The following is a 14,078-nucleotide window of genomic DNA, read 5'->3' as shown; positions in this document are numbered from 1 at the left end:
CCATTATTGGACTGGCACTTCTTCCATAACATATGCTTCGACCTGATCTCCAACCTTGAGATCATTATACTTTTCGATCATCAAGCCACATTCATAACCATGTTTAACTTGCTTGACATCATCTTTAAAGCGTTTCAAACTAGCTAATTTACCTTCATAGATCACGATACCGTTACGGATCACACGAACACCACTATCCCGTTGGATATAACCATTTGTAACGTAACCGCCACCGATCGTTCCAAGCTTAGAAACTTTATAAGTCTCACGGATCTCGACTTGACCAGTGATTTTTTCTTCATATTCAGGTTCAAGCATACCCTTCATAGCTGTTTCTATCTCATCGATCGCCTTGTAAATAACATTATGCAACCGAATGTCGACCTTATCAGTTTCAGCCTGTGCACGAGCTCTAGGTGTCGGGCGAACGTTAAAACCAACAATAATGGCGTTAGAAGCCTCTGCCAAGGTAACATCACTTTCGTTGATGGCACCAACTGCCTCATGAATAATGTTGACACGCACACCTTCGACATCGATTTTTCTGAAACTTTGTGCCAAAGCTTCGACCGAGCCTTGAACATCAGCCTTAATGATCACGCTAACTTCTTTCAACTCGCCTTCCTTTAAGGTATCGAACAAATTGTCCAAAGTAACATGATTAGTCTTATGCCGTTCGCGTAAAACAGCTTGTTCAGCACGTTTCTCGCCAGCTGCCCGAGCTGCTTTTTCATCATCAAAGGCCACAAATCTATCCCCTGAATCAGGAACATCGCTTAGACCGGTAATTTCAACTGGCGTTGCTGGCGTTGCCTCTTTGATACGTTTGCCACGAGCGTTGGTCATGGTACGGACACGACCAAAGGTATCCCCAACAACGATCGGATCACCAGCATGCAGCGTTCCTTGCTGCACGAGCAAAGATGCTACTGGCCCTTTTCCTTTATCTAAACGAGCTTCAATTACAGAGCCGGCTCCATGTTGTTCTGGGTTAGCTTTTAATTCAAGCATTTCTGATTCCAGCAAGATCATATCCAATAATTCATCAATATTCTTACCAAACTTGGCTGAAATTTCAACAAAGATCGTGTCGCCACCCCAACTTTCAGGGATCAGCTCATATTCAGCCAATTGTTCCATACCATGGTTCGGGTTGGCACCTGGTTTGTCGATCTTATTCACAGCGACAATAATCGGAACATCCGCGGCTTTGGCATGGTTGATAGCCTCAATCGTCTGTGGCATTACTCCATCATCAGCAGCAACCACCAAAATGGTAATATCAGTAATGTCTGCGCCACGTGCACGCATATTTGTAAAGGCTGCGTGCCCTGGAGTATCCAAGAATGTGATCGTCTTATCGTCATGGTGCAATTGATAAGCACCAATATGCTGTGTGATCCCTCCAGCTTCGCCTTCGGTAATATGCGAGTTACGCAATCTATCAAGCAAGGTCGTCTTACCATGATCAACGTGACCCATGATCGTAACAACTGGTGGTCTTGGTACCAGATGTTCTTGGTTTTTCTGCTCATCGTCAAAGAACTTATCAATATCAGAAACATCAACTTGAACTTTTTCTTCTGCTTCGATCCCGTAATCTGCCGCCAAGATCTCGATCGTATCCTTATCGAGAGACTGGTTTTGATTAACTACTACTCCCATCATAAAGAGTTTCTTTATGATTTCTGCCGGCTCACGGTGAATCTTTTTAGCAATATCAGCAACGTTCATGCCGACCGTATAGACCAACTTCTCTGGTAACGGCTTATTTTTACGTTGTGAGACAGGATTGTGCTTGATCTTCACATTACGATTGTTCTTACGGTTATTATTCCGTCTGTTCTTCTTTTTAAAATTCTTATTGCGATTATTACTATTGTTAGTTGAATTGTTAAAACGGTTATTTGAACGTGGATTACCGGAACGAGCAGTGCGTGTATCATTATTTTTCTGATTATTTTCATTCTTTGAATGAGCACTTTGCTGGTTTACCGGACGTTTATTTGAACTATTACGAACAGTCTTATTCGCATTACGATTTTGACTATTCTGCTTTTGACCGCTATTTCTGGTATTTTTATGACCTGGGCGCTGGTTATTGACAGCTCCGTTTTTTCTGGAATGGTCATTTTTCTTATTAGTTGTTTTCTGAGCCGGAGACTTTTTCTTAGGTTGATAAAATTCACGGATCTGCCGTTCTTCATTTTCACCAAGAACTGACATGTGATTACCCACACTAAAGCCCTTATCTTCAGCAACTTTAATAATATCCTTGCTATTTACATTTAATTCTTTTGCTAACTCATAAATTCGTTTCTTGCTCATACCATCAACCTCCGATTAGATTCTGCGGAGCATCTGTCCGACCACAACGAACCAAACGATACTCCGTTTGATCCGCCTAAGTCGACAGTAACTCAAGCATTTTACGACCGAAACCTTTATCAGTTACGGCGATCACGCTTCTTTTTTGCCCGATCGCGCTACTCAACTCAAGCTCACTAAAAGCTTGTGATAAGTCAACATTATAACTTCGGCACTTATCATTAAATCTTTTACGCGTATTTTCAGCACAATCACTTGCAACAAAAACTAAGACTACTTGCTGTGCTCTTACTTGTTTTAAAACCATATCTGTCCCGGTAGTGACCTTTCTAGCACGACGTGCGAGGCCCAATAGGTTTAAAACTTTTTGTTTATTTTCCATTGCCAAATAATTCCATCCGTGCAACTTGATGATCAACATAAGCAATCAATTCTTCGTAAAACGAAGATTCGATTTTAATACCAAAAGTCTGATCAAATGTTTTGTTCTCTTTTGCTTTTTTTGCAATTGGAACATCTAAACGTATATATGCACCGCGTCCCTGTTTTTTACCAGTGGGATCAATACTGACTTGCCCCTCTTTATTCTTAACAACTCTGACTAATTCTTTTTTGGGAAACATTTCACCGGACACAATATCTTTACGCATCGGGATCTTTCTTGCCATTGTCGACCACCTCCTAAATTAATTATCAAGATCTGAAGAAGCATCATTTGAATCAACGGTATCATCTAGTGAGCTTTCATTATCTTCTCCAAATTCTTCCACACCATCATTACCATCATTTTTTGATTCAATTTTTGCATCAGATCCAGTTACTTCCTGTTGCTCATCAAGCTCTTGCATATCGGATTCAGACTTGATATCAATTTTATAACTAGTAAGTCTTGCAGCTAAACGAACATTTTGACCACGCTTACCAATTGCTAAAGAAAGCTGATCATCTGGCACAACAACAGTACATGCACGTTCGTTTTCTGGATCAAAGCGAACTTCAAGTACATCAGCTGGATTTAAAGCATTAGAAATAAAATCAGCCGGATCTTCTTCCCACTGGACAATATCCATATTTTCGCCTTTAAGTTCATTAACGATCGTTTGGATCCTTTCACCACGTGGTCCAACACAAGTTCCGACAGGATCAACATTTTCGTTATTTGAACGCACAGCCACCTTAGCACGATCTCCAGCTTCCCGGGCGATCGAAACAATTTCAACTGTTCCATCATAGATCTCAGGGATCTCCTGTTCGAATAACCGTTTCAAAAGGTCTGGGTGTGAACGACTAACAAATACTTGCGGCCCTTTCGAAGAGTTTTCTACTTTATAGATATAAACTTTGATTCGATCATGTGAATTGTACTCTTCGCCGTCTATTTGATCTTGACGAGACAACAAAGCCTCAACTTTACCCAAGTTAACGTATATATAACGGTTATCACGACGTTCGACCTCACCAGTCACGATTTCATTTTCATACTGAATGTACTGGTCGTAAATGATATTATGTTCTTCTTCACGGACTCTTTGCATGATCACTTGCTTAGCAGTCTGGGCTGCGATCCGTCCAAAATCTTTAGGAGTGACTTCAAATCTGATCGTATCGCCAACTTCATAAGCTTTATTTAAATCAAGCGCATCTTTTAAGCTCACTTCTAAACGAGAGTCAAAGACTTCGTTGACTACTTCCTTAACTGCATAGACATGAATATTGCCCTTAGTCTTATCAAATTCAACTTCAACGTTTTGGGCCTGTCCGTAATTTCTCTTATAGGCAGAAACCAGTGCATTTTCCAATGCCTCGATCACAATTTCTTTTTTGACACCCTTTTCTGTTTCCAGAGAATCTAAGGCTTCAAGTAATTCCTTGCTCATTTTATTTTACTCCTTGCTTTAAACTTTATTAAAATTCGATCGCTAAGCGCGCTTTAGCAATTTTTTTTCGAGGGATCACAACTTCTTTTTTTCGAGTTTTATCACGATATTCTATTGTTAGTTCCTCGGATGTTAAATTGACCAGATGCCCCTCGTATTGCTTATTGCCATCAATTTTTTCATACAAGGTCACAAAAATATTTGCTTGTTCCGCAGCCGCCTTCTCAAAATCTTTGTCTTTTTTTAAAGGACGCTCTGCCCCTGGAGAAGAAACTTCTAAGTAGTAAGCTTGTTGAATTGGGTCTGGATCACAGGCATCTAATTTTTCACTAAGTTCATCACTGACCAATGCGCATTCATCGATCGTAATACCGCCGTCTTTATCGATAAAGACACGTAAATACCAACTTTGACCTTCCTTAACAAACTCAACATCAACTAATTCAAAGCGATGTTTTTCCAAGATAGGTGTTACTAGATCTGATACCGTTTCAACGACACTGCTCACGCCTTGTCCTCCTTGTCATTAAAAATTTACACTAATATAATTTTTCTCTGATCATTTCCAATAAAAAGAGTGAGCATTTCTGCCCACTCATTACGAGTTATCAAGTTACTCTTTAAATATTAGCACGATTCTTTCAAAAAAGCAAATAAGCACCTTTACAGCACGATTTACGATCGCTTCTCCATGAAAAATTTAAAAAAGATTGTCAAACAAACTAAGTTGATTTTCATCCGGCAGATCGTCTAAAACGTGATTCTCTGTCATATACTCGATCAAAGTATTGGAAACCTTGCCGCGCTTAGACAGGTCTTCTTTGGATAAAAACTCCCGTTCCTCACGAGCGGCAACGATTTGTTTAGCAGCATTCAAGCCCAAACCTGGAATGGCTGAAAATGGTGCTAATAAGGTATCCCCATCGACAATTAACCAATCTTGTGCATCAGAATGGTTGAGATCCACCATTTTGAACTTAAAGCCACGCTCGATCATCTCATTTGCCAACTCCAAGACCGTCAACAAATTCTTTTCCTTAGTCGAAGCATCATTTCCTTTAGACGTGATCTCTGCCATTGCTGATTTGACTGATTCTTTACCATGAACCATAGAAACTAAGTCAAAATCATCAGCGCGGACGGAAAAATATGCTGCATAATAAACCAGCGGAAAATAGACTTTAAAATATGCGATGCGTAAAGCCATCAAAACGTATGCAGCAGCATGAGCCTTAGGAAACATGTACTTGATCTTTAAGCATGCCCCGATATACCATTCAGGAACATTAGATTCACGCATCTTGGCCTGCCATTCATCAGGGATCCCACGGCCTTTTCTAACATGCTCCATAATTTTGAATGCTAAGTCAGATTCAACACCCATATGGATCAAGTCCATCATGATATCATCACGACAACCGATAACTTCCGGCATCGTCACCGTCCCGTTTTTGATCAATTCATCGGCATTACCTAACCAAACATCGGTTCCATGTGAAAGTCCTGAGATCTTTAATAATTCAGCAAATGTTTTTGGATGAGTCTGGTCTAACATCCCCCGTACAAAACGTGTCCCAAATTCAGGGATCCCTAAAGTTCCCGTTTTAGACTGGATCTGCTCTTCAGTTACCCCAAGAATATCTGTTCCTGAAAATAAGTCCATTACTCCTGGATCATCGGTCGGTATAGACTTCGGTTCAATTCCAGAAAGATCTTGTAACATCCGGATCATTGTAGGATCATCATGTCCTAAAATATCTAGCTTCAAAATATTATCGTGGATCGAATGGAAATCAAAATGTGTAGTCTTCCAAGTCGCACTCGTATCATCCGCAGGATACTGGATGGGGGTAAAATCATAAATATCCATATAGTCAGGAACAACCAGGATACCGGCAGGATGTTGGCCAGTGGTACGTTTGACACCAGTAGCCCCCTTGGCTAAACGATCGATCTCAGCTCCACGAATATTTTGTTCAGTATCTCGTTCATATGCCTTAACATAACCATAAGCAGTTTTGTCAGCAACCGTCCCGATCGTTCCGGCGCGATAAACATTATTTTCACCAAACAAAACTTTAGTATAGTTATGGGCGATCGGTTGATAATCACCAGAAAAATTTAAATCTATATCAGGGACCTTATTCCCCTTGAAACCTAGGAAAGTTTCAAAAGGAATGTCTTGTCCATCTTTTACTAAGTGAGTTCCACATTCAGGACAATCCTTATCTGGTAGATCAAAACCCGAACCATACTCACCGTTCGTAAAGAACTGGTTCCACTGGCATTTAGGACAACGATAGTGTGGTGGTAAAGGATTTACCTCAGTGATCCCCGACATCGTGGCGACCAAGCTAGAGCCGACAGACCCCCGAGACCCAACCAGATATCCATCTTTGTTGGATTTATACACTAATTTTTGTGAGATCAAGTATATAACTGAAAAACCGTTGCCGATGATAGATTTTAATTCCTTAGCTAAACGATCTTCAACAACATCTGGCAAGTTTTTACCGTATAATTCATGAGCCTTATTCATAGTCAAGTTTTTAATATCATCTTCAGCACCCGGCATTTTTGGTGTATATAACTTGTCTTTAACAGGCGAGATCTCATCACACATATCTGCGATTTGCGCTGGAGCATCCACCACTACTTCTTCAGCGGATTCTTCACCTAAAAATGAAAATTCCGCCAACATTTCGTCAGTAGTTCTAAAATGTGCATCCGGCAACTGACGTAATCTGTTTAAAGGATTAGCACCACTTTGTGAATGAATCAAGATCTTGCGATAGATCGCATCTTCTTTGTTCATGTAGTGAACATCACCAGTAGCAGCAACAGGAAGGTTTAACTCATGAGCTAATTGGACCATGTTTTTAATGATCTCTTCCAAATGTGCGACATCCTTGACTAATTCCTGTTCAAGTAATGGTGCATATAACGGTTTTGGTTGGATCTCAAGATAATCATAATAACGGGCTTTTTCTTTAGCATTTTCGTAGCCTTTTTGCATCATAGCGGTAAAAACCTCGCCATCCGAGCAAGCCGAGCCCACCAATAAACCTTCCCGGTATTTATTTAAAACTGAACGAGGTATCCGAGGGACGCGGTAAAAGTAATCCGTCATTCCTGCAGACACGGCTTTAAATAAATTCTTTAAACCTTCTTGAGTTTGTGCGAGTATTGTAGCATGAAAAGGATGCTCATGTTTATAGGACTCACTTTCACCGACATGGTCATTCAATTGATCATGGTATTCGACTCCAAACTTTTCGCCAGCATCTTTAAGCATCGCAAAATATATAAAGCCTGTAGCTTGTGCATCATAAATAGCACGATGATGATGTTCAAGGCTGACATTAAGCTTTTTTGCCAAGTTGTTTAACTGAAATCTTTTCATTTCGGGATACAATACCCTCGCAAATGGCAAAGTATCGACCCAAGGTTCAGCGATCTCTGGCAAACCATGACGGACATAACCGGTATTCATAAAATCAACATCAAAGGTAGCATTATGTCCGACTATAATGGTGTCTTTACAGAAATCTTGAAACATCTTAAAGACTTCTTCTTCACTCTTTGACCCTTTGACCATGTCATCTGTAATGCTAGTCAAATTGATCGTAGTTTGGGACAACGGATGTCCGGGATCAATAAATTGCTCAAATGTATCGATCACATTACCATCTTTCATCTTGACGGCCGCTAACTCAATAACTTTATCGTACCGGGCAGACAAACCTGTTGTTTCAGTATCAAAAACAACGTATGTGGCGTCTTTGAGTAAAATATGCTGCAAATTGTAAGCGATCGGAGACCCATCATCAACTATATTAGCTTCAACGCCATATAAGATCTTGACCCCGTTTTGTTCGCCAGCACTATGTGCTTCGGGGAAAGCTTGCAATGTTCCATGATCGGTCACAGCTATTGCCTTTTGCCCCCAATTCGCAGCCTGTTTGACATAAGCTGAAATGGAGTTGGTCGCATCCATTGCACTCATATTCGTGTGCAGGTGTAATTCAACTCTTTTTTTGTCAGCAGGTGCTTGGTCCTTACGACTAGGATGAGAAACTGAATTCAGGTCATAAGCATTCACGACCAAATCATGCATATAAGTATCCTCTTGCACACTGCCTCGAACCTTGATCCAACGACCTTCCTCTATTGCAGCAAACATAGCCTCATCATTTTCGTCGCGAGAGAATTTTTTTACAACAAATGACGAACTGTAATCTGTGACCTTTAAGATCAATAATTGTCTTTCGGAACGTAAAACACGGACTTCTTTATCAAAGATATAACCCTGAATGACTACTGAACGTTCTTCTTCCGTAATACCAGCCATTTGGCGTGGCTCAATGTCACCTGAGATCTTTTTGCCCAGCTGAACGGGACCATCAATTTGAGGAAGCTCTTTTTTACTCTTACGCGCCTCTTTTTGTTGATTTTGTTTTTGGATAGCCTGAATTGCTTTTTGTGCCAACTCTGCATCACTCTTGGCTTTTTTATCTTTATACTCGGCTATTTTATCTTGTGAAGCCGATGCATCCACCAGAGTAGTAATGTTTTGTGCAGGAAAACCAACTTGACGATAGGTATCTTCGATCGGTCCTAAAGCCTGACTAACTAGAAAATCCTTGATTATCTCATTATCCGCGAGCAGCATTACTCGGCCATCTTGCAAGTAAGGTACTTTTCCCTCACACAAGCTTTGTGTCAAATTAGAATGTAAACCACTATTGGCTATGACCCACTGCCAGTAATCACCCAACTTGCGGTCAGTTACTTCAGGGGCCGTTGCATTGACCGTCACTGTTGTTTGTGCTATTCCTTGAAAAGCAGAACTTAAATGTTGCTGTAACTGAACGAACAAATGGAATGGCAAAATATCGGCTAAATTAATAGTAAAATCCCACCGCTTAGAAACCTGGTGGACCTCGACTCGAGAGATACTACCATTTTCAAAATATTGCTCATCTTCGGCTTGCAATTGGAGGTCGATCTGTTCCAATAACTTCGTCAGCATTTCTTTTTTACTTAATGCCAAGTTTGTTCTCCTCTCCTCTATATTTTCTCTCTTCTAATCTCTATATTTTATTCACTTATAGATAAAGACAGCCGAAACATCAAATGCGTTTCGAGCTGTCAATTTAATTCCTAATATTCTTAGTCTTCATTAAGCAAAATACTAAGTGAACTCAAAAGTTCTCCGGTTTGAACTTCTAGTGTTTCACCTGTTTTACGCAATTTGATCTCGACGATCCCATCAGCAGCTTTTTTACCAACGGTTATCCGAACAGGCAAACCGATCAGATCTGCATCTGCGAATTTGACACCGGCCCGCTCTTTACGGTCATCTAACAAAACTTCATAACCGGCCTGTTCAAGCATCTCAGTGACATTATCCGCTAAATCAGCTTGTTCAGCTTTCTTACTGTTGACTGGGACCACATGCACGTCAAATGGAGCCAGGGAGCGTGGCCAGATAATACCATTATCATCACTATGTTGTTCAACGATAGCTGACAAAAGCCGAGAAACACCAATACCATAACAGCCCATCTTAACAGGCACTTGACGTCCATTCTCATCTAAGACGGTAGCGTCCATATCTTTGGAATAGCGCTCTCCAAGTTTAAAGATGTGACCGATCTCGATCCCGCGCTGAAATTTCAAAACACCTTCACCATCTGGAGAAATATCTCCTTCTTGAACTAATCGTAAATCAGTATATTTATCGACTTTAAAATCACGCTCGATATTGGCATTTAAATAGTGATAGCCATCTTCGTTAGCACCAATACCAACGTTGACCATTCCTTCCACATCAAGGTCAGCAACTACTTTTAAACCGGTGATCCCTACCGGCCCTAATGAGCCAAAACCAGCTCCAAAATATTCTTGCGCTTCTTCACTAGTAGCTGGTCGAATATCCAAACCGGCAAAATAATTCTTTAACTTGGTCTCATTAACTTGGTCGTCGCCTCTCATCAAAACGACAACGGCTTCCCCATCGATCACATACAACAATGTTTTAACTTCACTACTTGCTTCGATCTGTAAATATTCAGCAACTTCGTCGATCGTTTTAGCACCAGGTGTAGCTACTTTTTCAAGTTCTTGTGGTGTTTCATGCGATTTTTTAGCGACTCGTAAATTCTTAGCCATTTCCAAATTAGCAGCATAATCACTTGCATCAGAATGAACAACGATGTCTTCACCGATAGGAGCCATCGCCATAAACTCCTTGGAGTCCTTACCGCCCATTTGTCCTGAATCAGCTAGGATACCACGAAAGTCAAGGCCTGTTCTTTCAAAAATACGATTATAGGCCTGGTTCATATCTTGAAAAGTTTGGTTCAAACTTTCATCATCAACATGGAAAGAGTAACCATCTTTCATTAAAAATTCGCGACCGCGCAGTAAACCAAAGCGAGGTCTTCTCTCGTCGCGATATTTCATTTGTATTTGATATAGTGACAACGGTAACTTTTTATATGATTTGATTGTATCACGAATTATAGACGTGAAAGTTTCTTCATGAGTCGGCCCTAAAATGAGCTCACGTTCATGACGATCATGCAGTCTATAAAGGTCAGGACCGTATGCTTCATAACGTCCAGTTTCTTTCCAAAGTTCTGCTGGCAAAACTGCTGGAACTAACATTTCAACAGCGTTGATCTTCTTCATTTCTTCGCGAATAATTTTTTCAATATTTTGAAGGACTATATGTGCTAATGGTAAATAAGCATACATCCCTGCGGTGATCTGCTTAATATATCCAGCACGTAGCATCAACTGGTGACTCTTAGCCTCAGCATCGCTAGGTACCTCCTTTAAAGTCGGGATCAACAATTGCGATTGTTTCATGTGCTAACTTTCTCCTCTCAGTTCTCAAACAAATAATTCCTAGAAAAAATATCGTTGAATATCATTCCAAGTGACTAATATCATCAAAAGCATCATAAATCCAAAGCCGACCAATGTGATCAAAGTTTCTTTATTTGGATCAAGCGGCTTACCACGAATGGCTTCAATAATGTTCAATAATAGTTTACCACCATCTAAGGCCGGTATCGGCAATAAATTTACGATCCCCAAATTGATCGACAAAAATGCCAATAGGTTGATCACACTAACGACACCATATTTAGCCGCTTGTTGAGTGAACGAGTACATAGCCACTGGCCCACCCAGATCATTCAAACTAAACCCGTGAAACATATTAACAAGCGCATCCCAGACGGCCTTCATCACAGAGTACGTCTGCGTAAAACCATAACTAATGATCCCACCAAAAGAATGATCTACTTTTTGACCTGCCTGGATCCCGATCATGCCAACTTTTTGCCCACCAGAATCTTGCGCTTTTGGCGTTAACGTCACATTACGTTTCTTATGATCACGGGTGATCGTCAGTTCTGTCTTTTTACCAGCTCGTTTATTGATCGCAGCAGAAAGTGAGTTCCAAGAATCTGTCTTTTTACCTGCAACAGAAGTGATCTTATCACCTTTTTGCAACCCTGCCTTTTGAGCGATAGAGTTTTCTTGAACTGCCCCAACTGAATTGATAGTCGTAATGGATCCTCCTTGCATAAAAGCAAGTAAAATAAATGCTAAGATTGCCAAAATAAAATTATTTAGCGGGCCTGCGATATTTGTTAGGATCCTTTTGACTAAACTTGCTGATTGATACTGAACGTTACGTGGTGCGATTTGAACTTCCGTGCCGTCAGCTTCAATGATCATGGCATCAGGCTTAACATTAAAGCGACGTAATTTCTCTTCGTCACCATTTTCATATCCTTCGATATAAAGCTCATCGATCAAGTCCCATCCAGTCATCTCAATAGGTAAGCCGTTTAATAAACTAACTTTATTACTAGTATTGATCTTTTGAACTTTTTCTTGCTGATCAAGGATCAAATTAACAGGCATCCCTTTTTGCAAGGTCTCTTCATCATCCTCTAAACCGGCCATTCGCACATAGCCGCCTAGAGGTAAGATCCTAATCGTATATGTCGTGCCATTTCTATGCGTCGCAAATAGCTTAGGACCCATTCCGATCGAAAATTCACGTACTAAAATACCTGATTTTTTTGCAACTATAAAATGCCCAAATTCATGGGAAGTCACAATGATCCCAAAAACAATTATAAAAGCGATGATCGTAATGAACATCGGCCACCATCCTTCCCACAGGGAAAATTTTATGAATTACAGTAAACCACAAAAATGCATTAATGGCAAAACAAACAAGATCGAGTCAAAACGATCTAAGATACCACCATGTCCAGGTAAGATCTTGCCCGAATCCTTTACATCAAAATAACGTTTATAAGCAGATTCAGCCAAATCTCCAAACTGACCTGCAATAGACAAAAGCAATACCAATAACAGCATAAGCGGTAAGCTGTATGTAAAGTGTTCTTGTAAAAAGAATATATAAAGACCAACGATAATAACTGCTGCAACCGTGCCGCCGATAGAACCTTCCCAGGTTTTATTGGGACTAATATTCGGTGCTAACTTATGTTTGCCTATTTTGCGACCTATCATGTATGCACCGCTGTCCGTGATCCATACAATGAAAAGCGCGCAAAAGATCAGCCAGATACTTTCTTGTCTAGCACTCATCATATAATGAAAGCCAAGACCAATGTATATCGAACCGATCGTCAAAGCCCCCGCATCATCAAACGAGAATCTATTCCGTGTAAAGACACAATTAAGTAACAAGAACAAAATCAAAAAATATGCTAGGTCAAGTTGTGTGACCTTGTCTGGTAAAAAACTCAGCCAGGAATTAGGTAATAAAAATACCGCAGTCAGTAAATATGAAATTATTGCTTCAAAAGAGACCAATAATTTTTTCTTCATCATCAATAATTCCGAAGTTCCTACTAATCCCATAGCAATAACTAAAATATTAAACGCCGTACCGCCCACAAAAATCAGGGGGATGAAAATAGCCAAGGCAATCACGGCCGTTATAACTCTTTGTTTCATTTATCCTTACTTTCTCCTTTTTTGTGTTTTAATTCCGCCAAAACGCCGGTCACGTTGTTGAAATTTCACAATATCATGATACAAATCTTCAGGTTGATAATCTGGCCAATAAGTATCTGTAAATAACAGTTCGCTATACGCAATTTGCCACAACAAGAAATTAGAGATCCTCTCTTCCCCGCTCGTCCTGATCAAAAGATCCGGATCATTATAGGGCGTCAGCTGATCAGTCAATAAATACTGGGCAAATAACTTCTCATCGATCTGTTCTTCGCTGAATTTACCACTTTTTACATCAGAAGAAATATTTTTAACTGCTTCAATGATCTCGGTACGAGAGCCATAATTTAAAGCAAAATTCAATGTCATTCCATCACAGTTTTTAGTTTGCTCTATAGCATTATTTACGGCCTGCTGAGTCTTTGCTGGTAATTGCTCTTCGTCGCCCATAACGTTCACACGAACATTATGTTTAATAAGTTCGGGAACAAAACGATCAAAAAATTTGACTGGTAGGTCCATCAGATAGTTGACCTCATCTAAAGGACGTTTCCAATTTTCCGTTGAAAAAGCATATAAAGTAAGGACTTTTATCCCCACCTTACTGGCAGCCTTGGTGATCGTTTCAACAACTTCCATGCCCTGTTTATGCCCGGCAACGCGCGGCAAATATCTCTTACGAGCCCAGCGTCCATTCCCATCCATTATGATCGCCACATGTTTTGGGATCCTTTGCAAATCTAACGCGGGTTCTATTACCTGTTCTTGTGACTCTTTTTTTTCCTTATTACTGAACAAAGGGTACACCTCCTGAGTATCAACAAACATTGTATCAAAAAAAATACAAAAGAGACAAAA

At 40.3% G+C, this 14,078-nt stretch carries 10 protein-coding genes; all 10 read right to left on the bottom strand.

Features of this window, described 5'->3' with window-relative positions:
• Nucleotides 1-3: 3 nt before the first annotated feature.
• The gene (infB, locus tag AC3XNE_RS09415) at nucleotides 4-2,328 is read right to left on the bottom strand and encodes a translation initiation factor IF-2 (RefSeq protein WP_489831814.1); all 2,325 of its coding nucleotides are present in this window, start codon (nucleotides 2,326-2,328) and stop codon (nucleotides 4-6) included.
• Between the two features lie 76 nt (nucleotides 2,329-2,404).
• A complete protein-coding gene (locus AC3XNE_RS09410) occupies nucleotides 2,405-2,710 on the bottom strand; it encodes a YlxQ-related RNA-binding protein (protein ID WP_489831813.1) in 306 nt (101 codons plus the stop codon).
• Nucleotides 2,700-2,996 (bottom strand): RNase P modulator RnpM, encoded by a 297-nt coding sequence (gene rnpM / locus AC3XNE_RS09405; protein ID WP_489831812.1) that lies wholly within the window; start codon nucleotides 2,994-2,996, stop codon nucleotides 2,700-2,702. The genes AC3XNE_RS09410 and rnpM overlap by 11 nt, the downstream gene beginning before the upstream one ends.
• Nucleotides 2,997-3,014: 18 nt before the next feature.
• A complete protein-coding gene (gene nusA / locus AC3XNE_RS09400) occupies nucleotides 3,015-4,205 on the bottom strand; it encodes a transcription termination factor NusA (RefSeq protein ID WP_489831811.1) in 1,191 nt (396 codons plus the stop codon).
• Nucleotides 4,206-4,233: 28 nt separating this feature from the next.
• Nucleotides 4,234-4,713, bottom strand: coding sequence for a ribosome maturation factor RimP (gene rimP, locus AC3XNE_RS09395; RefSeq protein WP_489831810.1), 480 nt, complete (start codon nucleotides 4,711-4,713; stop codon nucleotides 4,234-4,236).
• 192 nt (nucleotides 4,714-4,905) lie between these two features.
• Entirely contained in the window at nucleotides 4,906-9,237 is a 4,332-nt protein-coding gene (locus tag AC3XNE_RS09390) for a PolC-type DNA polymerase III (protein WP_489833399.1), read from the bottom strand.
• 140 nt (nucleotides 9,238-9,377) lie between these two features.
• Nucleotides 9,378-11,081, bottom strand: coding sequence for a proline--tRNA ligase (locus AC3XNE_RS09385; RefSeq protein WP_489831809.1), 1,704 nt, complete (start codon nucleotides 11,079-11,081; stop codon nucleotides 9,378-9,380).
• Nucleotides 11,082-11,120: 39 nt separating this feature from the next.
• Complete coding sequence (rseP, locus tag AC3XNE_RS09380; RefSeq protein WP_489831808.1) at nucleotides 11,121-12,392, bottom strand: RIP metalloprotease RseP; 1,272 nt, start codon at nucleotides 12,390-12,392, stop codon at nucleotides 11,121-11,123.
• Nucleotides 12,393-12,428: 36 nt separating this feature from the next.
• Nucleotides 12,429-13,220 carry a phosphatidate cytidylyltransferase gene (locus AC3XNE_RS09375; protein ID WP_489831807.1) on the bottom strand — a complete coding sequence of 264 codons (792 nt, stop codon included), beginning with the start codon at nucleotides 13,218-13,220 and terminating at the stop codon, nucleotides 12,429-12,431.
• 6 nt (nucleotides 13,221-13,226) lie between these two features.
• A complete protein-coding gene (uppS, locus tag AC3XNE_RS09370; RefSeq protein ID WP_489831806.1) occupies nucleotides 13,227-14,018 on the bottom strand; it encodes an undecaprenyl pyrophosphate synthase in 792 nt (263 codons plus the stop codon).
• Between the last annotated feature and the right edge of the window lie 60 nt (nucleotides 14,019-14,078).

This window comes from Ligilactobacillus sp. JN-6 (Y).1, assembly GCF_058111525.1.
The sequence above is the reverse complement of the archived record's forward strand: the minus strand, read 5'-3'. Positions and strand labels throughout refer to the sequence as shown.

Excerpts from the sequence above, each read along its gene's own strand:
- AC3XNE_RS09385 (WP_489831809.1), bottom strand. The coding sequence starts at position 11,081 with ATGAAACAATCGCAATTGTTGATCCCGACTTTAAAGGAGGTACCTAGC.
- nusA (WP_489831811.1), bottom strand. The coding sequence starts at position 4,205 with ATGAGCAAGGAATTACTTGAAGCCTTAGATTCTCTGGAAACAGAAAAG.
- rseP (WP_489831808.1), bottom strand. The coding sequence starts at position 12,392 with ATGTTCATTACGATCATCGCTTTTATAATTGTTTTTGGGATCATTGTG.
- AC3XNE_RS09375 (WP_489831807.1), bottom strand. The coding sequence starts at position 13,220 with ATGAAACAAAGAGTTATAACGGCCGTGATTGCCTTGGCTATTTTCATC.
- rnpM (WP_489831812.1), bottom strand. The coding sequence starts at position 2,996 with ATGGCAAGAAAGATCCCGATGCGTAAAGATATTGTGTCCGGTGAAATG.
- AC3XNE_RS09410 (WP_489831813.1), bottom strand. The coding sequence starts at position 2,710 with ATGGAAAATAAACAAAAAGTTTTAAACCTATTGGGCCTCGCACGTCGT.
- AC3XNE_RS09390 (WP_489833399.1), bottom strand. The coding sequence starts at position 9,237 with ATGCTGACGAAGTTATTGGAACAGATCGACCTCCAATTGCAAGCCGAA.
- infB (WP_489831814.1), bottom strand. The coding sequence starts at position 2,328 with ATGAGCAAGAAACGAATTTATGAGTTAGCAAAAGAATTAAATGTAAAT.